At 56.7% G+C, this 24,239-nt stretch carries 22 protein-coding genes; 13 read left to right on the top strand and 9 right to left on the bottom strand.

Annotated features, from left to right (window positions below):
• Positions 1-338 precede the first annotated feature (338 nt).
• A complete protein-coding gene (locus tag ACOTW6_RS11700) occupies positions 339-1,319 on the top strand; it encodes a GlxA family transcriptional regulator (protein ID WP_213789264.1) in 981 nt (326 codons plus the stop codon).
• 78 nt (positions 1,320-1,397) lie between these two features.
• Positions 1,398-2,408: a type I glyceraldehyde-3-phosphate dehydrogenase gene (gap, locus tag ACOTW6_RS11695; RefSeq protein WP_213789263.1), complete on the top strand. Its 1,011-nt coding sequence runs from the start codon at positions 1,398-1,400 to the stop codon at positions 2,406-2,408.
• Positions 2,409-2,449: 41 nt separating this feature from the next.
• On the opposite strand, the gene ACOTW6_RS11690 is transcribed toward gap, so the two are convergent.
• Positions 2,450-3,637, bottom strand: a complete 1,188-nt coding sequence (locus ACOTW6_RS11690; protein ID WP_047051742.1) for an MFS transporter — start codon at positions 3,635-3,637, stop codon at positions 2,450-2,452.
• A 115-nt stretch (positions 3,638-3,752) separates the two neighbouring features.
• Here ACOTW6_RS11690 and ACOTW6_RS11685 point away from each other — a divergent pair, with 115 nt between their 5' ends.
• On the top strand, positions 3,753-4,709 hold the full coding sequence (locus ACOTW6_RS11685) for an AraC family transcriptional regulator (protein WP_213789262.1): 957 nt from the start codon (positions 3,753-3,755) through the stop codon (positions 4,707-4,709).
• A 160-nt stretch (positions 4,710-4,869) separates the two neighbouring features.
• Positions 4,870-6,552, top strand: a complete 1,683-nt coding sequence (locus ACOTW6_RS11680; RefSeq protein ID WP_219240894.1) for an alpha,alpha-trehalase — start codon at positions 4,870-4,872, stop codon at positions 6,550-6,552.
• Positions 6,553-6,637: 85 nt separating this feature from the next.
• Here the strand turns inward: ACOTW6_RS11680 and ACOTW6_RS11675 are convergent, their stop codons facing one another.
• The gene (locus tag ACOTW6_RS11675; protein ID WP_213789260.1) at positions 6,638-8,740 is read right to left on the bottom strand and encodes a TonB-dependent siderophore receptor; all 2,103 of its coding nucleotides are present in this window, start codon (positions 8,738-8,740) and stop codon (positions 6,638-6,640) included.
• Between the two features lie 160 nt (positions 8,741-8,900).
• Here ACOTW6_RS11675 and ycgR point away from each other — a divergent pair, with 160 nt between their 5' ends.
• Complete coding sequence (gene ycgR, locus ACOTW6_RS11670; protein WP_022651421.1) at positions 8,901-9,632, top strand: flagellar brake protein YcgR; 732 nt, start codon at positions 8,901-8,903, stop codon at positions 9,630-9,632.
• 37 nt (positions 9,633-9,669) lie between these two features.
• On the opposite strand, the gene emtA is transcribed toward ycgR, so the two are convergent.
• Positions 9,670-10,281, bottom strand: coding sequence for a membrane-bound lytic murein transglycosylase EmtA (emtA, locus tag ACOTW6_RS11665; RefSeq protein ID WP_017384310.1), 612 nt, complete (start codon positions 10,279-10,281; stop codon positions 9,670-9,672).
• 107 nt (positions 10,282-10,388) lie between these two features.
• Here emtA and ldcA point away from each other — a divergent pair, with 107 nt between their 5' ends.
• On the top strand, positions 10,389-11,303 hold the full coding sequence (ldcA, locus tag ACOTW6_RS11660; RefSeq protein ID WP_062933496.1) for a muramoyltetrapeptide carboxypeptidase: 915 nt from the start codon (positions 10,389-10,391) through the stop codon (positions 11,301-11,303).
• 97 nt (positions 11,304-11,400) lie between these two features.
• The gene (locus ACOTW6_RS11655; RefSeq protein WP_017693270.1) at positions 11,401-13,134 is read left to right on the top strand and encodes a potassium/proton antiporter; all 1,734 of its coding nucleotides are present in this window, start codon (positions 11,401-11,403) and stop codon (positions 13,132-13,134) included.
• Between the two features lie 99 nt (positions 13,135-13,233).
• On the opposite strand, the gene dadX is transcribed toward ACOTW6_RS11655, so the two are convergent.
• On the bottom strand, positions 13,234-14,304 hold the full coding sequence (gene dadX / locus ACOTW6_RS11650; RefSeq protein WP_194302675.1) for a catabolic alanine racemase DadX: 1,071 nt from the start codon (positions 14,302-14,304) through the stop codon (positions 13,234-13,236).
• A 9-nt stretch (positions 14,305-14,313) separates the two neighbouring features.
• Positions 14,314-15,612, bottom strand: a complete 1,299-nt coding sequence (locus ACOTW6_RS11645; protein WP_015570317.1) for a D-amino acid dehydrogenase — start codon at positions 15,610-15,612, stop codon at positions 14,314-14,316.
• Between the two features lie 321 nt (positions 15,613-15,933).
• Here ACOTW6_RS11645 and ACOTW6_RS11640 point away from each other — a divergent pair, with 321 nt between their 5' ends.
• Entirely contained in the window at positions 15,934-17,466 is a 1,533-nt protein-coding gene (locus tag ACOTW6_RS11640; protein ID WP_006810976.1) for a SpoVR family protein, read from the top strand.
• 109 nt (positions 17,467-17,575) lie between these two features.
• On the opposite strand, the gene fadR is transcribed toward ACOTW6_RS11640, so the two are convergent.
• Complete coding sequence (fadR, locus tag ACOTW6_RS11635; protein WP_003859951.1) at positions 17,576-18,295, bottom strand: fatty acid metabolism transcriptional regulator FadR; 720 nt, start codon at positions 18,293-18,295, stop codon at positions 17,576-17,578.
• Between the two features lie 201 nt (positions 18,296-18,496).
• Between fadR and nhaB the strand changes: the two genes are divergently transcribed.
• Both nhaB and dsbB read left to right on the top strand, forming a co-directional pair.
• Positions 18,497-20,035, top strand: a complete 1,539-nt coding sequence (gene nhaB, locus ACOTW6_RS11630) for a Na(+)/H(+) antiporter NhaB (RefSeq protein WP_047051749.1) — start codon at positions 18,497-18,499, stop codon at positions 20,033-20,035.
• A gap of 46 nt (positions 20,036-20,081) precedes the next feature.
• Positions 20,082-20,612: a disulfide bond formation protein DsbB gene (gene dsbB, locus ACOTW6_RS11625; protein WP_032622423.1), complete on the top strand. Its 531-nt coding sequence runs from the start codon at positions 20,082-20,084 to the stop codon at positions 20,610-20,612.
• A gap of 99 nt (positions 20,613-20,711) precedes the next feature.
• Here the strand turns inward: dsbB and ACOTW6_RS11620 are convergent, their stop codons facing one another.
• The 3 genes from ACOTW6_RS11620 to ACOTW6_RS11610 all read right to left on the bottom strand — a co-directional run bounded on the left by ACOTW6_RS11620 (position 20,712) and on the right by ACOTW6_RS11610 (position 22,228).
• Positions 20,712-21,152: a YcgN family cysteine cluster protein gene (locus ACOTW6_RS11620; protein ID WP_015570314.1), complete on the bottom strand. Its 441-nt coding sequence runs from the start codon at positions 21,150-21,152 to the stop codon at positions 20,712-20,714.
• A gap of 93 nt (positions 21,153-21,245) precedes the next feature.
• Positions 21,246-21,905 (bottom strand): fumarylacetoacetate hydrolase family protein, encoded by a 660-nt coding sequence (locus tag ACOTW6_RS11615; RefSeq protein WP_196083532.1) that lies wholly within the window; start codon positions 21,903-21,905, stop codon positions 21,246-21,248.
• Between the two features lie 47 nt (positions 21,906-21,952).
• Entirely contained in the window at positions 21,953-22,228 is a 276-nt protein-coding gene (locus tag ACOTW6_RS11610; protein ID WP_015570312.1) for a YcgL domain-containing protein, read from the bottom strand.
• Between the two features lie 123 nt (positions 22,229-22,351).
• On the opposite strand from ACOTW6_RS11610, the gene minC reads away from it, so the two are divergent.
• From minC to minE, 3 genes are read left to right on the top strand one after another with little or no spacing between them, the layout of a single operon-like run.
• Positions 22,352-23,059, top strand: a complete 708-nt coding sequence (gene minC, locus ACOTW6_RS11605) for a septum site-determining protein MinC (RefSeq protein WP_015570311.1) — start codon at positions 22,352-22,354, stop codon at positions 23,057-23,059.
• A 22-nt stretch (positions 23,060-23,081) separates the two neighbouring features.
• Positions 23,082-23,894, top strand: a complete 813-nt coding sequence (gene minD / locus ACOTW6_RS11600) for a septum site-determining protein MinD (RefSeq protein ID WP_003859938.1) — start codon at positions 23,082-23,084, stop codon at positions 23,892-23,894.
• Between the two features lie 3 nt (positions 23,895-23,897).
• Positions 23,898-24,164, top strand: a complete 267-nt coding sequence (minE, locus tag ACOTW6_RS11595; RefSeq protein WP_003859937.1) for a cell division topological specificity factor MinE — start codon at positions 23,898-23,900, stop codon at positions 24,162-24,164.
• Positions 24,165-24,239: the final 75 nt, after the last annotated feature.

Below are 24,239 nucleotides of genomic sequence, written 5' to 3'. Positions count from 1 at the left end.
AATGGCGGCGAAGAAAATGGCAGGGATTTAATTTCGCGACCCGAAATAACCTACCCGAAATTATCCTCAGGGTTTATTTTTTGTGCCTTAATAATTAAGCCTGGCTACATCTTTTTGTTCTTTTATTGTTCAGCGCGCTCCCTTGCAGCCCATAAACTGGGGGTTTCAGCGGCATTGACAGTGAACCACACGCAAGAAGTTTTACCGTTACTACATATTTCTTTTACTTCTTCCCAACATCTTCCGTTCCACGCTTTCGCCCGGCACGCCTCATTTATCTCTGCGACGGTGTTCGTCTGCCGCTTGACTTATTTTGTGATAAAGGTACTTTTCAGGACATGAAGAAGATCCTGATTATCGTACCTGACGGTGGCATGTTGTTTGAGGCCGCCGGTATCGCCGACATTCTGATGCAGGCCAACCGGTTGCACCCGGACGGCCTTGAGCAGCCCCGCTACCGCATCATTATCGCCACTACCCAGCCTCACCTGGTGATCCACGGCCAGTCCGGCTTAAACCTGCTGGCGGACTATCGCCTGCCGGAGCTGGATCCGCGCGAGCCGCTGGACACGATCATCATTACCGGTCGCGGCATGAATGAGCAGGAGAGCACCGCCGTGGTGGACTGGCTGCACCTGGCCGCGCCCCATGCGCGCCGCGTCGCCTCTGTCTGCGGCGGGGCCCTGCTGCTGGCACAGGCCGGGCTGCTCGACGGGCGCCGGGCAACGACCCACTGGCGGCTGCTGGAAACCCTGAAAACCCGCTATCCTGAGGTCAACGTTGAGGGCGGCCCGCTCTATGTTCAGGATGGCCCCGTCTGGACGTCCGGCGGCGTCAGCTCCGGGTTTGATCTGACGCTGGCGCTGGTGGAAGATGATTACGGTTTCACCCTCGCCCGCAACGTGGCGCAGGATATGGTGATGTACCTGCGTCGGCCTGGCGGCCAGTTACAGTTCAGCCGCTATAATCTGGAGCAGTCCGGCGCGAGCGGACCGGTCAGCGAACTGCAAAGCTGGATCCTGCAAAACCTCACCGCAGATTTGTGCGTCGAAAGGCTGGCCGAACGGGTCGCCATGAGCCCGCGCAATTTTACCCGCGTGTTTACGCGTGACGTGGGCGTGCCTCCGGCCCGTTATGTCACCGAAGCGCGCCTGGCCGCCGCCCGACAGCTTCTGGAGCAGACCCAGGATCCGCTTGAGGTCATTGCCCAAAAAAGCGGGTTTGGTACCAGCATCAACCTGCGCCGCGTTTTTGAAAAGCAGCTTCATCTCACGCCGGGCGAATATCGCCAGCGCTTCCACTGCCGCAGAATGGCGTAATCTGATCCTTTTTTGTCATTTACGCCATCCGACCTGACGCCTACAGTAACTCCAGACAACACAGATAAGGAGTGCATCATGGTTAAGGTCGGTATTAACGGTTTCGGCCGTATCGGACGTAATGTCCTGCGCGCGGCGCTGGGCAACCCGGATCTCCAGATTGTGGCCATTAACGATCTGACGGACAGTAAAACCCTCGCCCATCTGCTGAAATATGACTCCCTGCTCGGCACGCTGCCGGTGCCTGTGGAAGCGGCGGACGGCGCGCTACAGGTTGACGGGCAACGCATCACCGTATTCAGTGAACGTGACCCGGCAAACATTGTGTGGAAAGACGCAGGCGTTGAGGTGGTAATCGAAGCCACCGGCTTCTTCACCGAACGTGAAAAAGCGGCGGTGCATATCACGAGCGGCGGCGCAAAACGCGTCATTATTTCCGCCCCGGCTAAAAATGACGATCTGACGGTGGTGATGGGTGTGAACCACACGCTGTACGATCCGGCCCAGCATTTTGTGGTCAGCAACGGGAGTTGCACCACTAATGGTCTGGCGCCAGCGGCGCAGGTGCTGCACCAGCAGTTTGGCATTGAGCACGGGCTGATGAACACCACGCATGCCTACACCAACAGCCAGGCGCTGCATGACCAGCCGGAAAAAGATCTGCGCGGCGCGCGCGCGGCAGCATTATCCATTGTGCCTTACTCCAGCGGCGCGGCAAAAGCGCTCGGGAAAGTGATCCCAGAGCTTGACGGTAAACTCACCGGGTATTCCCTGCGCGTGCCGGTTCCGGTGGTGTCGATTGTCGATCTGACGGTGACGCTGAGCCGCAACGTGACCGCCGAAGAGGTGAATGAGGCGTTCCGTCAGGCTGCCGCCAGCGGGCCGCTGAAAGGCATCCTGGGCTACAGCGATGAACCGCTGGTCTCCCGTGATTATCAGGGCGACCCGCGCTCATCCATCATCGACGGGCTTTCAACGCTGGTGATTGGCGGGAATATGGTGAAGATCCTGTCGTGGTATGACAACGAGTGGGGCTTCTCGAACCGTCTGGTGGATCTGGCGGTGCTGATGGATAAGAAAGGGTTGTAGGGCTTAAGCCGGGCGGCGCTTGCGTCCGCCCGGCCAGTGCATCACTCCGCTTTAACCTTCACACCCATAAACACAATCACCATCGCCGTGACCAGCAGGAAACCACTTCCGGCAAAGACCCCGCTGGCACCGTTAAGATCAAATACCGCCCCGCCACCGGCCGCCCCCGCGCTGATAGCAAACTGGATGGATGCCACCAGCAATCCCCCTGCACTTTCCGCTTCATCCGGGACGGTGGTTGCAAGCCACGTTGACCAGCCCACCGGCACCAGGCCAAAGGCAAAGCCCCACATCGCTACCAGCAATCCGTCAACCATCGCCAGATGCCCAAATAGCACCATAGCGAGTGCCAGCATCCCCATCGCGAACGGGACAAGCGCCAGCGTCAGGCGCAGATTGCGCGCCAGCAGATGTCCGGCGACGGAAGTGCCAATAAAGTTGGCAATACCGAAGCCCAGCAGGATCAGCGAGATGCTCTCCACGCTCACCTGCCCAACCGTTTCAAGGAACGGACGCAGATAGGTGAAGAAAGCAAAATGACCGCTGAAAATAAGGATCGTCGCCAGCATCCCGCCAATCATCCCCGGACGACGCAGCACGCGGAACAACGTACTCAGGCTACCGCTACTCTCCGGCTTCATGGATGGCAGGACCCAGAGCTGCCACAGCAGCGCCAGCATGCTCGGCAGAATGCAGAGAATAAACACGTTACGCCAGCCGATCAGACTCCCGAGATAGCTCCCCAGCGGGGCCGCAACCACCGTAGCAATCGATACGCTGGAGAAGATCACCGCCAGCGCTTTCGGGACCTTATCGGCAGGGACCAGACGCATCGCCGTGGCGGTCGACATCGCCCAAAATCCTCCGATAGCAATGCCCAGCAGCAGGCGACCCATCAGCAAAACGTGCAAAGTAGGCGCAAACGCAACCAGCAGGCTCGAAATGATTTGCAGCACCGAGAAAAACATCAGTACCCAGCGGCGGTCGATACTTTTCGTGGCAGAGGTGATGAGCAAGCCCGTGACCAGCGCCACCAGCGCCGTTGCGGTCACGGCTTGTCCGGCCATCCCCTCGGTGACGCCCAGGCTCGCCGCCATCGGGGTAAGCAGACTGGCGGGGAGAAACTCCGCCGTAATCAAACCGAAAACTCCCAACCCCAGTGAATAGACAGCCCGCCAGGCGGGCTTTGCAGGCGCGACAGCCTCTCTCGCCGTGACACAGGTATTCATTTGTTGGACTCCTATTATATAAATGTGACTAATGTCGCAAAAGCATAGTGGGTTCACCCTGGACGATCTATGACATATAATCTCCACTTATTGATTATTCGTCCGGAGTTGCGCCATGTCCGTTCAGTCCCCTGATTTGATCAGCGAATTATTGCGCGGTATGCGCCTGTCGGGCGTGAAATACCGCCGGATTGAAGCCAGCGCGCCGTTTGGCGTGGCCTTTCATCAGGCGCCGGGCAAGGCGCAGTTCCACTTTGTCAGCCACGGCACTGCCCTGCTGCGAATGGAGAGCGGCGCGACGTTCGAACTGAACGGTGGCGATGCGCTGTTTATCCCAAACGGTAATGCCCATGTTCTGCTCTCAGATGAACACGCGGATATCACCCCGGTCAGCGCTTTCCCGAGCGAACCCCTTTGCCATTCGGTATGCTCCATTACCTGCGAATCCTGCCCGGAAAAAGAGAACACCATCATCTTCAGCGGATGCATGGATTTTGAACTGGGGGGCATGCAGCCCCTGATAAAGGCCATGCCGGAAGTGATGATGGTAAGCCGACTGATGTCAACCTGGCCGGAGATCCATCCGCTGCTGGCGGCGATGGAACGGGAGTCAATGACGCGCCAGGTCGGGTTCGCCGGGATCCTTGCTCGCCTTGCCGATGTGGTTGCCGCATTGATTGTACGCGGCTGGGTGGAGGCGGGATGCGGTAAAGCCACGGGCTGGGTACAGGTTCTGCGCGACCCGCGACTCAGCCGGGCAATTTACGCCATGCACCAGCAACCGGGCCAGAACTGGAGCGTGGCGGATCTGGCAAAAGAAGCCGGTACATCACGCTCCGTCTTCGCCGAACGTTTTCTGTCCGCCACGGGCACCACGCCAGCCAGGTACCTGACTGAGCTGAGGATGCGCCTGGCCATACAGTATATTCGCCATGAAAATCAGGCGATTGAAACGGTGGCGTTACGTCTGGGATATGGATCGCTGGCGGCGTTTAGTCGGGCGTTTAAGCGTATTGTCGGGCATGCGCCGGGCGCGCTGAAGGAGGCCAGCCAGCCCCCGGAAGCGATCTGACCTTCCTGCGACAGCAAAAGAGAGCGTTAAAGCGCACCCGAATTATCTGGTTATGTGAAAAATGGGATATACAACACGCGAAGTTAACGATATTCGTCTAAGGTTTTCAGGTAATTGACAACAGCGGTCACGCTGCTCAGTGAAGACAGGAGACGAACCGATGATAAGACCTCGCGCACGACGCCCCGCTTTTTTACCCCTTGCGTTGGCAGGCGCACTACTCGGTGTTACCGCATTTGGTTATGCTGAAGACCAGCCAACGAGCCAGCAAAGCTCACCTGATATTCTTCTTGGCCCCCTCTTTAACGAAGTACAGAGCGCCAGACTGTTCCCGGATCAGAAAACCTTTGCGGATGCCGTTCCCAAAAGCGACCCGCTAACCATCCTGGCGGATTACCGGATGCAGCATACCCAGTCCGGTTTTGACCTGCGCCACTTCGTGGAGATGAACTTTATCCTGCCAAAGGAGGGTGAGAAATACGTTCCCCCTGAGGGCCAGAGCCTGCGCGAACACATAGACGATCTGTGGCCTGTACTGACCCGCACCACCGACAAAGCGAACAAATGGGACTCCCTCCTGCCCCTGCCAAAACCCTATGTCGTGCCGGGAGGACGCTTCCGCGAAGTCTATTACTGGGACAGCTATTTCACCATGCTGGGGCTGGCCGAGAGCGGTCACTGGGATAAGATCGGCGACATGGTAGACAACTTCGCTTACGAGCTTGATACCTGGGGCCATATCCCTAACGGTAACCGCAGCTACTACCTGAGCCGCTCTCAGCCGCCGTTCTTATCGCTGATGGTGGAATTGCTGGCCACGCATGACAGCGACGCGTTGAAGAAATACCGTCGGCAGATGGAGAAAGAGTACGCTTACTGGATGGAGGGGGCTGATGGGCTCCAGCCTGGTCAGGCGAACAAACGCGTGGTGAAGCTGGATGATGGCTCGATCCTCAACCGCTACTGGGACGATCGGGACACGCCGCGCCCTGAGTCGTGGCTGGATGACGTGACCACCGCCAAAAATAACCCTAACCGTCCGGCCACCGAGATTTACCGCGATCTGCGCTCTGCCGCGGCCTCGGGCTGGGATTTCAGCTCCCGCTGGATGGACGATCCACAGAAGCTGGGTACCATCCGCACCACCAGCATCGTGCCGGTGGATCTGAATGCGCTGATGTTTAAGATGGAAAAACTGCTGGCCCGCGCCAGCCAGGAAGACGGCGATACCGCCAGCGCAAGTAAATACGATGCGCTGGCCTCCGCACGCCAGAAAGCCATGGAGAGCCACCTGTGGAACGATAAAGAGGGCTGGTATGCGGATTACGATCTGAAAACCAGGAAGGTACGTAATCAGCTGACGGCCGCAGCCCTCTTCCCGCTGTATGTGAAGGCCGCATCACAGGATCGCGCCGATAAAGTGGCCGCAGCCGCGTCGTCACGCCTGCTGAAACCGGGCGGTATTTCTACCACCACCATCAACAGCGGGCAGCAGTGGGATGCGCCGAACGGCTGGGCGCCGTTGCAGTGGGTCGCGGTGGAAGGGTTGCAGAACTATGGTCAGCAGAAAGTGGCGATGGACGTAACCTGGCGTTTCCTGAAAAACGTTCAGCATACCTACGATCGCGAGAAGAAACTGGTTGAGAAGTACGATGTCTCTTCGACCGGTACCGGCGGTGGCGGCGGTGAGTATCCGTTGCAGGACGGTTTCGGCTGGAGTAACGGCGTGACGCTCAGGATGCTGGACATGGTCTGCCCGAAAGAGAAGCCGTGCGACAGCGTACCGGAGAATCAGCCTGCGGCAAACGATGATGTCGCGCCTGCAAAACAGGCGGCGCAGTAGCGCCCCTAACACTGACCCTCTCCCCGGTGGGGCGAGGGGACGGTTCCGTGCAATAAAGTGGCCCGGTAGCGTTACCGGGCTTTTTTCAGAAGCTGTAGCTTGCCCCGACCTGGAACGTCCGGTCGCGGCCTATCCAGCAGTTGGTCGCGTCATAGCAGGTGAGCGTCTCTTTGTTGGTGACGTTCTGCGCGCTCGCTTTCAGCGTCAGCCCCTCCAGCGATGGCGCCAGTTCGCCCATGCGGTAGGATGCCGCCAGATCGTACTGCGTCGTACCGCCCAGCTTGCCTGCATCGTTGGCTGGCGAGATCTCCATCGGCCCGGTGTAGCGTGCCCCTGCCCCCAGCGTTAACCCTCTCAGCGGCGTGCTGTCAAAGGTGTAATCCCCCCACAGATTAAAGGCGTTCTCAGGGACCTGCGTCGGTCGTTTGCCCTGGTACTTGTCATCTTCGGTATTGATGGCGTGGGTATAGGCGTAGTTGGCAATCAGCGTCAGGTTATCCGTTGGACGACTCATCGCGGAAAGCTCCGCGCCTTTCGATTCCACTTCCCCGGTCTGGCGATAGTTGAGGAAGCCCGGATCGCTGGTCACCACATTTTTCTGACGAATGTTAAACACCGAGGCGGTGAAGGTGGTTGCGTATTCCGCCAGCAGGTATTTCACCCCACCCTCCACCTGCTTGCTGGTGGTGGGCTTGACGTCTTTCGCGGTCAGCGTGCCCTGCGGCGATACCGGGGCGAACCCTTCCGAATAGCTGATAAACGGCGAGAGGCCATTGTCGAAGGCATAAAGCGCGCCCAGTCGCTTGGTGAGGCGATCCTGCGATACCCAGGCTTTGTCACCGTTTTGCAGATAGTTGGTAGTGACGGAACGGTAGTCGTCATAGCGCAGGCTGGCCAGCACGTTCAGCCCGCCAAACGCAATCTGATCCTGGAAGTAATAGCCATTCTGCTGATAGCTGAGACGGTTTTTCTGCGCGGTGTAAAGCCCCAGCGCATCGTTATCGATCTGCGAGTGATCCGGATGACGCATATCGATACCCGGTGTGGACGAGGCGTAACGATAATGGAAGTGAGAGTTCAGCTTCTGGTAGTCAAAGCCCGCCAGCAGATGATGTTTCCAGTCACCCAGCGCGACGGTTCGGGTGACCTGGTTATCAATATTGAAGCTCTGCAAATCTTCATCCGTGGTATAGGCAAAGCGGTTTAGCTGGTAGACCTCGCTGCCCGTCCCGGTGGAATAGGCGCTGCGCTGGTGGGTGTCCACGTCAAAGTAGCGCGCTTTCTGGTTAAAGCCCCAGCCACTGTCAAACTCATGCTCAAAGCTGTAGCCCAGCATCCACTGGCGCTGCTTAAAGCCGCTCCACTCATCCCCGGCATAGTCACGACGATCGGCGTATTTAGACCGCAGATAGCTAAGCGGCATCGGATCAGACGGCGTCAGGCTCGGCGTATTTTGCGCCAACGCGTCAATGGTCAGGCGCGTTTTGTCATCCGGCTGCCAGGTCACGGAGGGGGCCACCAGATAGTTTTCATAGCGCGTGGTGTGCGCCTGTTCGTCACTCTCTGTCGCTTTACCCAGCAGGCGATAGTTCCAGTCGCTGGTCGCGATTTGCCCCGTGGAGTCCAGGTATCCCTCTTTCAGATTGCGGTTTCCGGTATTAAAGCCCAGTTCCGTTTTCGCCTCTTTCTGCGGCTTTTTACTCTGGATATTGACCAGCCCGCCCGGGGAGCCGCCGCCATACAGCACGGATGACGGCCCCTTCAGGATATCGACGCTCTCAATCAGCAGCGGATCGATTCGCGCTTTAGTGTTCCCGGTGACGTTATAGGGAAGTTGCAGGCCGTTGTAGAACTCCTGATCGACGTTGAACCCGCGGATTTTGTACTCGCTCATGTAAGAGGTGCTCCCGCGCACCTCCGTGGAAACGCCCGGCGCATAGCGCAGGATCTCGTTTACCGAACTGGCGTGCCGCTGCTCAATCTCTTTAGCGGCAATGGTGTTGATCACCTGCGGCGTTTTACTTTCCGCGACGGCTGATTTCGTGGCGCTGTTGGTCCAGGCAGGGAGCGCGCTGCCCTGCTCTGTGCCTGTCACCACGATGGTGGATTCTTCTGCGAAAGCCTGTGTTTGCAATGCCAGCGTGACGGCGCCTGCCAACGCGCATAACGCAAAACGTGAAGTGCTCATAGTGTCGTCTTGTTATTAGATGGTATTAGGAACGACAATTATTATCATTTCCATTAGCAAATCAATATCAGCGGAGAAAAACAGATCGTTTGTATTAAGTTTCATGCCAGCGTGCCGATAACCCAGAGACAGTCTGTCATCTATCGAGGAGCCATCTGGCGTGAGTAGCTACAGTGAGCAGTTCCTGAAACAAAATCCGCTGGCTGTATTAGGGGTGTTACGCGACCTGAAAAAAGGCGAGGTGCCGCTGCGCATCAACTGGTCAACCAGCCAGTTTATCAGCAAGATCCTGGACGTGACGGCAGAACACCTGATCGTCGATCTGGGTAGCCAGAGCGATGAAAACCGTGCCGCGCTACAGGCAGAAAACCTCTCGGTGATGGCTGAAACGCAGGGGGCGAAAGTCGAGTTTGTGCTGCCTCGCCTGACCACGATCGCGTACCAGGGTTTGCCTGCGTTTATCGCTCCCCTGCCCGCTAACCTCTGGTTCGTGCAACGCCGCGAGTTTTTTCGCATCAGCGCCCCGCTTCACCCGGCCTATTTCTGTAAGGCAAAAATGCCGGATAAAAAAGAGATCCGCTTTCGTCTCTTCGACCTGTCACTGGGCGGGATGGGCGCGTTAATGGATACGCCGAAGCCGGAAGGACTGGTGGAAGGCATGCGTTTTAGTCAGATTGAGCTGGATATGGGCGGATGGGGACGCTTCTGGTTTGACGCCCAGCTGATTGCCATCAGCGAGCGCAAGGTGGTGGACAGCAAAAACGAAACCATTACCACGCCGCGACTGAGCTTTCGCTTTCTGAATGTCGGGCCAGGCGCCGAACGCGAGCTCCAGCGCATCATCTTCTCACTGGAGCGTGAAGCGCGGGAACGCGCGAATAAAGTGCGCTGAAAGGCGTCGGGCAGCGTGCAGCCGCCCGACAAAGGCGTTACATGGCGTCCATCGCTTTCTGTACTTTCCAGATATAACGTGGAGCCTGTGCTGACGGATGATTCTTCACCACGTGCTCGAAGAATTCATCTTTATCCATATCGTTAATCTCTTCTATCGCCTCTTTGCGATCGGATGAGAAGGTTCGGAGCAGCGCACCGGCTCCGTTAACGTACGACACCACCAGCGCATATTGCATCACTTCCGGATCGTCAATCCCCTTCAGAATGCCATGCTCGAGAATGCTCAGGTAAGCGGTTCCCATAGAGATGTTACGCTCCGGGTTTTTCAGCTCGCTGGTGGATGGCTGACCCTTCCAGCCCATGTAGCGATAGACCTCTCTTCCCGCCGTCGAGGCTTTTAACTGCATCAGCCCCACCGCATTCGATTTACTCACCAGCGTCGGGTTGCCGCCGGACTCCACGGCAATGATCGCCGTGATCAGACGCGGGCTCACGCCCCAGGCCTTCCCGGCTTGTTCGCTGATCGGCATCCACTGCATGGCCCGCTTTACCGGCACTTCAGGGTTCCAGGGGGGATTTTGATAATCATGTTTTGAACTACAGCCAGCGAGCAGCACAATCAAAAAAGCAAACCATCTCAATTTCACGTCATCTATCCTTATAGCCGGTCATCGCGGTACGTCGCCCCTTGAAGCAGGCGGCGTATAAGCGGCATGATATAGACAATTAGATTCTCATTCAGCAAGGAATTGCCATGCCTCAGTTTCATCTCATCGCACCGTCAGGCTACTGCATCAACCAGGAGGCGGCACAGCGGGGCGTTCAGCGCCTGCTGGAAATGGGCCATCAGGTAGAAAATCAGACAATTATCCCCCGCCGCATGCAGCGTTTTGCCGGTACGGAGGCGCAGAGACTGAGCGATATCAACAGCCTGGCGACGCTGGAAGGTGAAAACACCATTGTGCTGGCCGTGCGCGGCGGCTATGGCGCAAGCCGGTTGCTGGAGAGCATCGACTGGGCAGGGCTGGCCGCGCGCCAGCAGCAGGATCCTCTGTTAATCTGCGGACACAGCGATTTCACGGCGATCCAGCTCGGCCTGCTGGCGTTGCATAACGTCATTACCTTTAGCGGCCCGATGCTGGCCGGCAACTTTGGTGCGCCGGATCTGGATGCGTTTACCCAGGACCATTTCTGGCGCGCCATGCTAAACCCGACGTTCACCGTCGAGTGGCAAGGCAATGGACCGTACTGGGAATGTGAAGGACAGCTGTGGGGCGGCAACCTCGCGATGCTGGTGTCGCTGATTGGCACGCCGTGGCTGCCGCAGATCGCGGACGGCATACTGGTGCTGGAAGATATCAATGAACACCCGTTCCGCGTCGAACGTATGCTGTTGCAGCTGTATCACGCCGGGATCCTGGATCGGCAGTCGGCCATTGTGCTGGGCAGTTTTAGCGGTTCAGCCCCTAACGATTACGATGCGGGCTATTCCCTGGAGACGATGATTGATTTCATTCGTTCCCGACTGGATATCCCGGTGATCGCCGGTCTGGATTTCGGCCATGAGCAGCAAACCGTTACGCTGCCGCTGGGTGCCCGGGCGCACCTTGTACACGATAATGCAGGCAGTCGGTTAACAATCAGCGGTCATCCGGTCTTAAAGGCATAAAAAAGCCGTTATTCCCCCTCAATAAAACGCTGTTAACGTTGTTAATATGTTAGGGTTTTAATAACAGCGTTCACATTGAGGTGGGAGTAAGACAACATTGGGTGCCACAGCGATAATCAGTCTTTTCATTCTGGGTTCCATCCTGGTAACCTTCAGCATTTTATTAAGTTCATTTTCATCGCGTCTTGGCATACCTATTCTTGTCATTTTCCTGGCTATCGGCATGCTTGCCGGGATCGACGGTATCGGCGGTATCCCCTTCGATAATTACCCTTTCGCCTATATGGTGAGTAACCTCGCGCTGGCGGTGATTCTGCTGGACGGCGGCATGCGCACCCAGGCAAGTTCGTTTCGCGTTGCCTTAGGTCCGGCGCTGTCTCTGGCGACCGTCGGCGTGCTGATCACCTCCGGCCTGACCGGTATGATGGCGGCCTGGCTGTTTAACCTCGATATAATGGAAGGCCTGCTGATTGGCGCGATTGTCGGCTCTACCGATGCGGCGGCGGTTTTCTCCCTGCTCGGCGGCAAGGGGCTGAACGAACGCGTTGGCTCCACGCTGGAGATTGAATCCGGCAGCAACGATCCGATGGCGGTGTTCCTGACCATCACCCTGATTGAGATGATCCAGCAGCACGAAACCGGCCTGAGCTGGATGTTCGCCTGGCACATCCTCCAGCAGTTTGGCCTCGGGATTATCATTGGTCTCGGCGGCGGTTACCTGTTACAGCAGACGATCAACCGTATTACGCTGCCTTCCGGCCTTTACCCGCTGCTGGCCCTGAGCGGTGGGATCCTGATCTTTGCCGTCACCACCGCGCTGGACGGCAGCGGTATTCTGGCGGTTTACCTTTGTGGTTTCCTGTTGGGCAACCGACCGATTCGCAACCGTCACGCCATTTTGCAGAACTTCGACGGTCTGGCCTGGCTGGCGCAGATCGCCATGTTCCTGGTGCTGGGCCTGCTGGTGACGCCGTCGGACCTGCTGCCTATCGCCGTACCGGCGCTGCTTTTGTCGGCCTGGATGATCTTCTTCGCCCGTCCGCTGTCGGTGTTTGCCGGGCTGCTGCCTTTCCGCGGGTTTAACCTGCGTGAGCGGATATTTATCAGTTGGGTGGGGCTGCGCGGCGCGGTGCCGATTATTCTGGCCGTGTTCCCGATGATGGCCGGGCTGGACAACGCCCGCCTGTTCTTCAACGTCGCCTTCTTCGTGGTGCTGGTGTCGCTGCTGTTCCAGGGGACGTCGCTGGGCTGGGCGGCGAAAAAAGCCAAAGTGGTGGTACCGCCCATTGGCTGGCCGGTCTCCCGCGTGGGGCTGGATATTCACCCTGAGAACCCCTGGGAACAGTTTGTCTACCAGCTAAGCGCCGATAAGTGGTGCGTGGGGGCGTCCCTGCGCGATCTGCATATGCCCGCTGAAACGCGCATTGCCGCCCTGTTCCGGGATAACGCCCTGCTGCACCCGACCGGCAGCACGCGGCTGCGTGAGAACGATATTCTCTGCGTGATTGGCCGCGAGCGCGACCTGCCTGCCCTCGGCAAGCTGTTCAGCCAGTCGCCCCCGGTGGCCCTGGATCAGCGTTTCTTCGGCGATTTTATCCTCGAAGCCAGCGCCCGCTTTGCGGATGTGGCGCTGATTTATGGCCTGGAAGGTGGACTGGAGAATCGCGATAACCAGCAAACCCTGGGTGAAATTATTCAGCAATTATTAGGGGCTGCGCCGGTCGTCGGTGACCAGGTGGAGTTTGCCGGGATGATCTGGACGGTAGCGGAGAAAGAAGATAACGCGGTGCGTAAAGTCGGCGTCAGGCCGATGGAGGAGGAGGCGGAGTAGCTGCTTTTTTGCCGGGTGACGCTAACGCTTACCCGGCCTACATTCGGGCTTTTGTAGGCCGGGTAAGCGTTAGCGTCACCCGGCACACACACACACAAGTTACACCGTCACAACAGGCACTCTTGGCGCCAGCGCGCACATCAGTTCATACCCGACGGTGCCCGCCGCAGCGGCCACATCATCAATTTTAACCTCGTTGCCCCACAGCTCAACCGGTGACCCGATCCCCGCCTGGGGACACGGCGTTAAATCAATGGCCAGCATGTCCATTGAGACGGTGCCTACCGTGCCGGTGCGCACGCCATCGACCCACACCGGCGTGCCGCTCGGGGCGATGCGCGGATAACCATCTGCATAGCCCCCTGCCACGATACCGATGCGCTGCTCGCCCGCTGCCCGATAGCGGCTGCCATAACCCACCGTATCGCCCGCTTTTAACGTCTGCACGCCGATAATCTCGCTTCGTAACGTCATCACCGGCTTCAGGCCGCTGTTGGCGATATCCTGCCACTGACCTGAGGGTGACGCGCCGTACAGAACGATCCCCGGACGTACCCAGTTGTAGTGCGCTTCAGGATGCCAGAGCGTTGCCGCCGAGTTCGACAGCGAGCGCGGACAGTCCAGCCCTTCTGCCGCCTGCTCAATGCGGACCATGGCATCGGCAATGCCGTCCGGCTTTTCCGCATCGGCGAAATGCGCCATCAGCGTCATCTCACCGACATTTTTCAGCGCACGAAGCTGCTGCCAGACCGTGTGCACCCGTTCAGGCTGGAAGCCCAGACGGTTCATCCCACTGTTCACTTTGAGATAGATATCCAGCGGGGCATGCAGCTTCGCGTCCTGGATGGCCTTGATCTGCCAGTTACTGTGAACGCTGGTCGTCAGGCGGTACTTATCCAGCAGAGGCAGATCCTGCGCATGAAAGAATCCTTCCAGCAGCAGGATCGGTCCTTTCCAGCCGCGCTCGCGCAGCAGGATGGCCTCTTCCAGATTCAGCAAGGCAAAACCATCGGTGGCACCGAGCGCACTCCAGATACGGTCGATACCATGACCGTAAGCGTTGGCTTTCACCACCGACCAGATACGAGAACCCGGCGCAGCACGGCGAACAATTTGCAGGTTATCCTTCAGCGCCTGCAAATCCAGCTGGGCCAGAATAGGACGGGACATTGCGACTCCTTAATTATGCGCGCCGTGCAGGTGTTGTGGACGCGATGGGGTAAATCCTGATTGATAGCGTGCGGCGCTCAAATCGTCAAACGGAATTGCCGGCGTCCGCCCGGAGATCAGGTCGCTCAGCAGCTGGCCCGAACCGCAGGCCATGGTCCAGCCAAGCGTGCCGTGGCCGGTGTTGGTCCACAGATTTTTGTATGGCGTACGGCCCACAATCGGCGTGCCGTCCGGGGTCATTGGGCGCAGGCCGGTCCAGAACGTTGCCTGCTCAATGAAGCCGCCGCGCGGGAAGAGATCGCCCACGACCATCTCCAGCGTTTCACGACGCGGTTTGAGCAGCTCGGTATTGAAGCCCACGATTTCCGCCATGCCGCCGACGCGGATCCGGTTATCGAAGCGGGTGATGGCGATTTTGTAGGTTTCATCAAGAATGGTCGAGACCGGCGCGCCGCTGTCCTCTTTCACAGGAATGGTCAGGGAGTAGCCTTTCAGCGGATAGACCGGGATATCCAGGATGCCTTTCAGCATCGCGGTTGAGTAGGAACCAAACGCCATCACGTAGGCATCGGCTTTAATTACCTCTTCCCCACACTTCACGCCGTAAATCTTCTCCCCTTCCGACAGCAGTTTGTCGACAGAAGTATTGAAGCGGAATTTCACCCCGGCCTGTTCACACATGCGCGCCAGACGCTGGGTGAAAAGCTGGCAGTCGCCGGTTTCATCGTTCGGTAAACGCAGACCGCCCGTCAGCTTATGCGCGACCTCGGCAAGCGCTGGTTCCACCTGCGCCAGCTGGCTGGCTTCCAGCAGCTGATACGGTACGCCCGCATCTTCAAGCACGGCGATATCGCGGGTCGCGTTTTCGTACTGTTGCGCGGTACGGAACAGCTGAAGCGTGCCGCCCTGACGCCCTTCATATTCAATGCCCGTTGAGGCACGCAGCGCTTTCAGGCAATCACGGCTGTATTCCGCCAGCCGCACCATGCGCCCTTTGTTTTCCATGTAGTGGCGGGTGTCGCAGTTGCGCAGCATCTGCCACATCCACTTAAGCTGGAACTGCGTGCCGTCAAGACTTATCGCCAGCGGCGCATGTCGCTGAAACATCCATTTGATCGCCTTCAGCGGAACGCCCGGGGCCGCCCACGGCGCAGCGTAGCCCGGGGAGATTTGCCCCGCATTCGCCGCACTGGTTTCCAGCGCCGGACCGGATTCGCGATCGATAACGGTAACCTCATGTCCCGCCTGACTTAAATACCAGGCGCTGGTTACGCCAACGACACCACTTCCCAGTATGACAACACGCATAGCCACTCCATTATGAGCAAAAGAACAATCATCTAATTACAGATTGATAACCTAGTTGAAAATATTATTCAACATATGACTTTTTTATGGTGACTCAACTCACATATCCCGCTGTATAAGGGGATGGCGCTTATTTGGGATCTCCTGCTGCGCGTTATTTTTAACCAGTAGAAAATTCTGTGAGCACCGCTTTTTTTGCCGTATCGAAAACGCGAAATCGCAAAGAAAAAATTTCTGCGCCCCGCGTATTTGAATGGGGTGATCTATGCTTGAAAGGAGGCTCTCCAGTCAGAGAGAGCGACCAACAACGAGGGCGCGCTAATGGCTACACTAGATTCCATGTCCAGGGACAGCACCCGTCTGAGCGATGGACCCGACTGGACCTTCGAGTTGCTGGATGTCTACCTGGCGGAGATCGACCGGGTGGCCAAACTCTATCGTCTGGATACCTACCCCCATCAGATTGAAGTCATCACCTCGGAACAGATGATGGACGCTTACTCCAGCGTCGGGATGCCGATTAACTATCCGCACTGGTCGTTTGGCAAAAAATTCATTGAGACAGAGCGGCTGTATAAGCACGGGCAGCAGGGACTGGCGTATGAAATCGTCATTAACTCTAACCCGTGTATTGCCTATCTGATGGAGGAGAACACCATTACCATGCAGGCGCTGGTGATGGCGCACGCCTGCTATGGACATAACTCGTTCTTCAAAAATAACTACCTGTTCCGCAGCTGGACGGACGCCAGCTCCATCGTCGATTATCTAATCTTCGCCCGCAAATACATTACCGACTGCGAAGAGCGCTACGGCGTGGACGAGGTGGAGAAGCTGCTGGATTCCTGCCACGCGCTGATGAACTACGGCGTTGACCGCTATAAGCGTCCGCAGAAGATCTCATTGCAGGAAGAGAAAGCCCGGCAGAAGAGCCGCGAGGAGTATCTGCAAAGCCAGGTGAATATGCTGTGGCGCACCCTGCCAAAACGTGAAGAGGAGAAAACCGTCGCCGAGGCGCGTCGCTACCCTTCCGAGCCGCAGGAAAACCTGCTCTACTTTATGGAGAAAAACGCCCCGCTGCTGGAGCCGTGGCAGCGTGAGATCCTGCGCATCGTGCGCAAGGTGAGCCAGTATTTCTATCCGCAGAAGCAGACCCAGGTGATGAACGAAGGCTGGGCGACCTTCTGGCACTACACCATTCTTAACCACCTGTACGACGAAGGAAAAGTCACCGAGCGGTTTATGATGGAGTTTCTGCACAGCCACACCAACGTGGTGTTCCAGCCGGCATATAACAGCCCGTGGTACAGCGGCATTAATCCGTACGCGCTCGGCTTTGCCATGTTCCAGGATATCAAGCGTATTTGTCAGTCGCCCACCGAAGAGGACAAATACTGGTTCCCGGATATTGCCGGTTCCGACTGGCTGGAAACGCTGCACTTCGCGATGCGTGATTTTAAGGATGAGAGCTTTATCAGCCAGTTCATGTCGCCGAAGATCATGCGTGATTTCCGCTTCTTTACCGTACTGGATGATGACCGCAACAACTACCTGGAGATCTCCGCGATCCACAACGAAGAGGGCTATCGCGAGATCCGCTCGCGCCTGTCGTCCCAGTACAACCTGAGTAATCTTGAACCGAATATTCAGGTCTGGAACGTGGATCTGCGCGGCGATCGCTCCCTGACGTTGCGCTATATTCCGCACAACCGCGCGCCGCTGGATAAGGGGCGTAAGGAAGTGCTGAAGCATGTGCATCGCCTGTGGGGATTTGACGTGTTGCTGGAGCAGCAGAACGAAGATGGCAGTGTGGAGCTGCTGGAGCGGTGTCCGGCGCGGATGAATACGCTGTAGTTTGTTGCCGGGTGGCGGCTACGCCTTACCCGGCCTACGGGTTTTGTAGGCCCGGTAAGCGAAGCGCCACCGGGCGAAAAAAAACCTCTCAATCGAGAGGTTTTTTCTTTTACCGGCCCTGAATCGCTAAATCACCCGGCAGCGTTTTCTGCATTCGGTGCCAGATTTCACCGGAGTCGTGGCCGTAACGACGCACCGTTTCATAGACCTGATCGTGCAGCCCTTCGGTGCAGAGTTTGCTCAGTTTATGGTAGAAGCCGAGCGCCAGGCTGCGGGCTTCAGGGTTAGCAAAGTAGTGACGACCAATGCGCGTATATAACCCCTTCATTCCATTCAGGATCAGACCGTAAACCGGATTGCCGGAAGCAAACGCCAGGCCGCGGAACACGTTGTAATCCAGGGTCGCAAAGGCATCCGCGTGGTCTTCCACCTCATTAGCGGTGGCAAGCACCTTCAGCGCATCTTCAGGGTGCTGGCGAAACGCGGTGCGGATGAAAATGGTGGCGATGTTGGTGCGCACGGAAAGCAGATTATCAATCAGCTGCGGTACGCTTTCGTGGTCGAGGCGCGCCAGCGTTTCCAGAATGTTCAGCCCGGACGTTTCCCAGAAGTTGTTCACCTTAGTGGGTTTGCCATGCTGTATCGTCAACCAGCCATCGCGCGCCAGACGCTGGAGCACTTCTCGCAGCGTGGTACGGGTGACGCCAATCAGTTCAGAGAGTTCGCGTTCAGCAGGTAGAATTGATCCCGCAGGGAAACGATTATTCCAGATGCTTTCAATGATGTACTCTTCCGCGAAACCCGCCGGGCTCTGCGCCTTAATGACCATAGTGAGATTTCCATTACACAGCTTTAGCAAATTGCACTCATCATACCAGAGGCGTGCAGAGGCAGGTAGCGCAGCAGAGACAGAAAAGAGGGATCGCCGTTTCATTTTTATGAAATTTACAAATGGCTTAATCCCCCGCTCTGCTGCCATTTTTGCGTATACTGATGTCTTGTCTTATTTGACGGGGAAAGGACGTCTGTCGTGGAAATTTCATTTGGGCGCGCGCTGTGGCGCAACTTTTTAGGTCAGTCACCTGACTGGTACAAACTCACTTTACTGGTATTCCTGGTCGTTAATCCCGTTATCTTTTTGCTGGATCCCTTCGTTGCCGGGTGGATGTTGGTCGCCGAGTTTATCTTTACCCTGGCGATGGCGCTGAAGTGCTATCCGCTGTTGCCCGGCGGGCTGCTGGCGCTGGAAGCCGTGGTCATCGGCATGACCAGCGCGGAGCATGTTAAAAACGAGATTGCGTCGAATCTTGAAGTCCTGCTGCTGCTGATCTTCATGGTGGCGGGGATCTACTTTATGAAGCAGCTTCTGCTGTTTATCTTCACCCGTTTGCTGCTGAGCATTCCGTCGAAAACGCTGCTCTCGCTGGCGTTTTGCCTCGCCGCGGCCTTCCTCTCTGCCTTCCTCGATGCGCTGACGGTGGTTGCGGTGGTGATCAGCGTCGCCGTCGGCTTTTACGGGATTTACCACCGGGTGGCCTCGTCTCGTCCTGGCGATAACTTGCAGGACGACAGCCACGTTGAGGCGCACAACCGCGATGTGCTGGAACAGTTCCGCGCGTTTCTGCGCAGCCTGATGATGCATGCGGGCGTGGGGACGGCGCTGGGCGGCGTGATGACCATGGTCGGGGAGCCGCAAAACCTGATTATCGCCAAAGCGGCTGAGTGGCATTTTGGCGAATTTTTCCTGCGCATGGCGCCGGTCAGCGTGCCCGTGCTGGTCTGCGGGTTAGCAACCTGTGTGCTGGTCGAAAAATTCAACCTCTTTGGGTATGGCGCGAAGTTGCCCGATCAGGTCCGCCAGGAGCTGCATAAGTTTGACGAGCAGAGCCGCAAACAGCGCACGCGCCAGGAGACGCTGCGCCTGATTGCACAGGGTTTCATCGGCGTGTGGCTTATCGCTGCGCTGGCCTTCCACCTTGCCGAGGTGGGGCTGATTGGCCTGTCGGTAATTATCCTTGCAACCAGCCTGAGCGGCGTTACGGACGAACATGCTATCGGAAAAGCCTTTACCGAAGCGCTGCCGTTTACCGCCCTGCTGGCGGTGTTTTTCGCCGTCGTGGCGGTGATTATTGACCAACATCTGTTCGCGCCGATCATCGCGTTTGTGCTTCAGGCCACGCCAGATTCGCAGCTAACGCTGTTCTATTTGTTTAACGGTCTGTTGTCCTCTATATCCGATAACGTCTTTGTCGGTACGGTATACATCAATGAGGCCAAAGCCGCGATGGAGCAAGGGATTGTCAGCAGTGAACAGTTCGAGCTGCTGGCGGTGGCGATCAACACCGGAACCAATCTCCCCTCCGTGGCAACCCCGAACGGTCAGGCGGCATTCCTCTTCCTGCTGACCTCGGCGCTGGCGCCACTCATACGACTTTCTTATGGAAGAATGGTCTGGATGGCGCTGCCGTATACGCTGGTGCTTACCCTGGTTGGTTTGTTGTGCATCAAAATTACTCTCGTTCCCTGTACGCAATGGTTGTTGCAAGCAGGTATACTTGCGGCGCATTAAAATTCGTTTACACTGCGCTGTCTAAGCATGTTCCAGGGAAATGATTATGTTGCGATTTTTGAACCAGTGCTCACGCGGTCGCGGAGCGTGGTTGTTGATGGCCCTGACCGCCTTTGCGCTGGAAATGGTTGCGCTGTGGTTTCAGCATGTGATGGGGCTGAAACCTTGCGTACTGTGTATTTATGAGCGTTGTGCGCTGTTCGGCATTATGGGCGCGGGTCTGGTAGGTGCGATTGCACCCAAAACACCGTTACGCTATGCGGCCATTGCCATCTGGCTGTACAGCGCCGGGAAAGGCATTGCGCTTGCCTGGGAGCACACCCAGATGCAGCTTCACCCGTCGCCGTTTATGACCTGCGATTTTGCCGCCCGCTTCCCGAGCTGGCTGCCGCTGGATAAATGGCTGCCGCAGGTATTTGTGGCTTCCGGTGACTGCTCTGTACGCCAGTGGGAATTTCTGACGCTGGAGATGCCGCAGTGGCTAGTGGGCATTTTTGTCGCCTACTTTGTGGTGGCGCTGCTGGTGCTGATTGCCCAGCCGTTCAAACCAAAGAAACGCGATCTTTTTGGACGGTAAAAGCAAAACGGCAACGTCAGTTTTGCAGGTCGGGTAAGCACAGCGCCACCCGACACAATTGTGAACAATAAAAAACCCGCCGAGGCGGGTTTTTTATTGTCACCGATTAGGGTGATTCATAATGTGGTCTTCCCAGTCCCGCACCTCGGACTCTTTCACCGCAATGTGGCGCACGGAAATACGTTCGCCGTGCATCGCCGCTTTCGACCCCGTCAACAGCGGATGCCATGTCGGCAGATCTTTCCCTTCCGCCAGCAGGCGATACGCGCAGGTATGCGGCAGCCACTCAAAGGTCGGCAGATTTTCACGGGTTAACTTGATGCAGTCCGGCTCATATTCGAAACGGCGCTCGTAGTTGCGGCACTGGCAGGTTTTGATGTTTAACTGCTTGCAGGCAACGTTGGTGAAATAGATCTCGTCCGAATCTTCATCCATCAGCTTATGCAGGCAGCACTGCCCGCAGCCGTCACACAACGATTCCCACTCCGCGTCGGTCATGTCGTCGAGAGTTTTGCTTTGCCAGAAAGGAATGTCGTTCATCGGGATGTCCACACGTCAAAATAGAGCGCACCTTATAACGAGTCTGGCACGTTGATGCAAGTTTTGCCGCCCTTTTCAGGCGGCAAGGTGCTTTTACAGTACGCGGGTTTTCAGTGACAGGCCGTTAAAACTGACGTCCAGCTCGTCGCCACTGTGCAGCGGCCCCACACCTTCCGGGGTGCCGGTGAGGATCACGTCGCCGGGTTTCAGGGTGAAGAAGCGGCTCATGTAGGCAATCAGCGGAACAATCTTATGGATCATGTCAGCGGTCTTTCCCTGCTGGCGGATCTCGCCATTGACCTTCAGGCTGAGGGGCGTGTTCTGCGGATCGTCGGTAAATTCACTCACCGGAACGAAACCGGAAATCGGGCATGAATTATCAAAACCCTTGGCTTTTTCCCACGGCTGCCCCGCTTTCTTCATTTTGCCCTGGACGTCACGCAGCGTGAGGTCGAGCGCGACACCGTAACCCGCAATCGCCTTCTCTACATGCTCTTCAGTTGCCTGGCGCAGCGTCGCGCCGATCAGCACCGCCAGCTCCACTTCATGATGCACCGAGCCCAGTCCCTGCGGCAGAACCAGCGGCTGGCGAATATCGCACAGTGCGGTTTCTGGCTTAATAAACAGAACCGGCTCTTCCGGCACGGCGCTGCCCATCTCCTGAATATGTTTTGCATAGTTGCTGCCTACGCAGACCACTTTGCTGACGGGATAATCCAGTAATGCACCTTGCCAGTTATGATGTTGATACATGGTCGACCCCTAATCGGTTGATGAGTTGTTCCCGGAAGGACCCGGGCTTATTTCTTTCCGCTCAGCTCAAGGTGCTGTTTTAATAAATTCTCCGGTGGCGGCGGAAGCTGTAAATAATAGCCCTGCTCGATTAACGCCTTTTTGACTTTCTCAAGATCGGCGTTCACCAGCTTCTTACGGCCGTCCAGCGGCAGCAGCATCGCCAGCTGCGGTCGGCCAAAGCTTTTCATTAATTCTTCAGGCACGCGGGAAAAATCGTCTTTCTTTTCGACATAAAGGTAGGTCTGGTCGCGGCTGGTACTTCTGTAGATCACACAAAACATGTTTTTACTCTGAATTAATGGGTGGTTGCTTGCCTCAATATACTCCTGACTATAACATGCCTGATACTCTTCGGAATATCGCGGCGATGTGTTGCGGTTAATAGCAAATTGAGTAAGGCCAGGATGTCAAATACGCCCATCGAGCTTAAAGGCAGTAGCTTCACCTTATCAGTGGTTCATTTGCATGATGCAAAACCCGAGGTTATTCGTCAGGCGTTAGAAGACAAAATCGCGCAGGCTCCCGCTTTTCTTAAGCATGCTCCTGTCGTCGTCAATGTAAGCGACCTTGAGGGGCCGGTTAACTGGAAGCGACTCCAGCAGGCCGTCGTCTCCACGGGGTTGCGCATCGTGGGTATTAGCGGCTGCAAAGACGCAGAGTTAAAAGCCGAAATTGAACGCGCGGGTTTGCCCTTGTTGAACGAGGGCAAAGAAAAAGCCCCGCGTGCAACGCCTGCAACCGTTCCCGCTCCCCCGCCTCCGGCGCAAAATGTAGCCCCAGTCACAAAAACGCGATTGATTGATCTGCCGGTTCGTTCCGGTCAGCGCATTTATGCGCCAAACTGTGATCTGATTGTTACAAGCCACGTCAGTGCGGGCGCAGAACTGATTGCAGATGGCAATATTCACGTTTACGGTATGATGCGTGGGCGTGCGCTTGCGGGCGCCAGCGGCGATCGAGAAGCACAAATTTTTTGTACTCACCTGACGGCAGAACTGGTGTCTATCGCAGGTGAATATTGGCTGAGCGATAAAATCCCAGCCGAATTTTATGGCAAAGCGGCCCGTCTGCAACTGGCAGATAACGCTTTGACCGTTCAACCGTTAAATTGATCCCTTTTAACAAGGAATTTCTATGGCACGCATTATTGTTGTGACTTCGGGTAAAGGAGGCGTTGGCAAGACCACCTCCAGCGCGGCCATCGCTACTGGTTTGGCCCAGAAGGGAAAGAAAACCGTCGTAATCGACTTCGATATCGGTCTGCGTAACCTGGACCTGATCATGGGTTGCGAGCGTCGCGTGGTGTATGACTTCGTGAACGTCATTCAGGGCGATGCCACCCTTAACCAGGCGCTGATTAAAGATAAGCGTACCGAGAACCTCTACATTCTTCCGGCGTCCCAGACCCGTGATAAAGACGCCCTGACCCGCGAAGGCGTGGAAAAGGTGCTCGACGATCTGAAAAAGATGGAGTTCGACTTCGTGGTCTGCGACTCCCCGGCCGGTATCGAAACCGGGGCTTTGATGGCGCTCTACTTCGCGGATGAAGCCATCATCACCACCAACCCGGAAGTCTCGTCAGTACGTGACTCCGACCGTATTCTCGGCATTCTGGCCTCGAAATCCCGTCGCGCGGAAAATGGCCAGGAGCCAATCAAAGAGCACCTGCTGCTGACCCGCTACAACCCGGGCCGGGTGAACAAAGGTGACATGCTGAGCATGGAAGACGTGCTGGAGATCCTGCGCATCAAACTGGTTGGCGTGATCCCGGAAGATCAGTCCGTGTTGCGCGCCTCTAACCAGGGCGAGCCCGTGATCCTGGATACACAGGCAGACGCGGGTAAAGCGTATGCGGATACCGTTGACCGTCTGCTGGGAGAAGAACGTCCTTTCCGCTTCATTGAAGAAGAGAAGAAAGGTTTCCTCAAACGCCTGTTCGGAGGATAAGTTATGGCATTACTGGACTTTTTTCTCTCGCGGAAAAAAAGCACCGCCAACATCGCAAAAGAACGTCTGCAAATCATTGTGGCGGAACGTCGTCGTAGCGACGCCGAACCGCACTACCTGCCGCAGCTGCGCAAAGACATTCTGGAAGTGATCTGCAAATACGTGCAGATTGACCCGGAGATGGTCACCGTTCAGCTGGAGCAAAAAGACGGGGATATTTCGATTCTGGAGCTGAACGTGACGCTTCCGGAAGCGGAAGAGTCGCGTTAATCCGTTTGTGGTTTTGTAGGCCGGGCAAGCATCGCGCCGCCCGGTAATTCCCCCGGTGGCGCTGCGCTTACCGGG

The sequence above is a fragment of the Enterobacter cloacae complex sp. IR5403 genome, assembly GCF_049238705.1.
In the GTDB taxonomy this organism is placed as follows: domain Bacteria; phylum Pseudomonadota; class Gammaproteobacteria; order Enterobacterales; family Enterobacteriaceae; genus Enterobacter; species Enterobacter hormaechei_C.
Note: the sequence above shows the minus strand (reverse complement) of the source record. Positions and strands in the feature narration are given on the sequence as shown.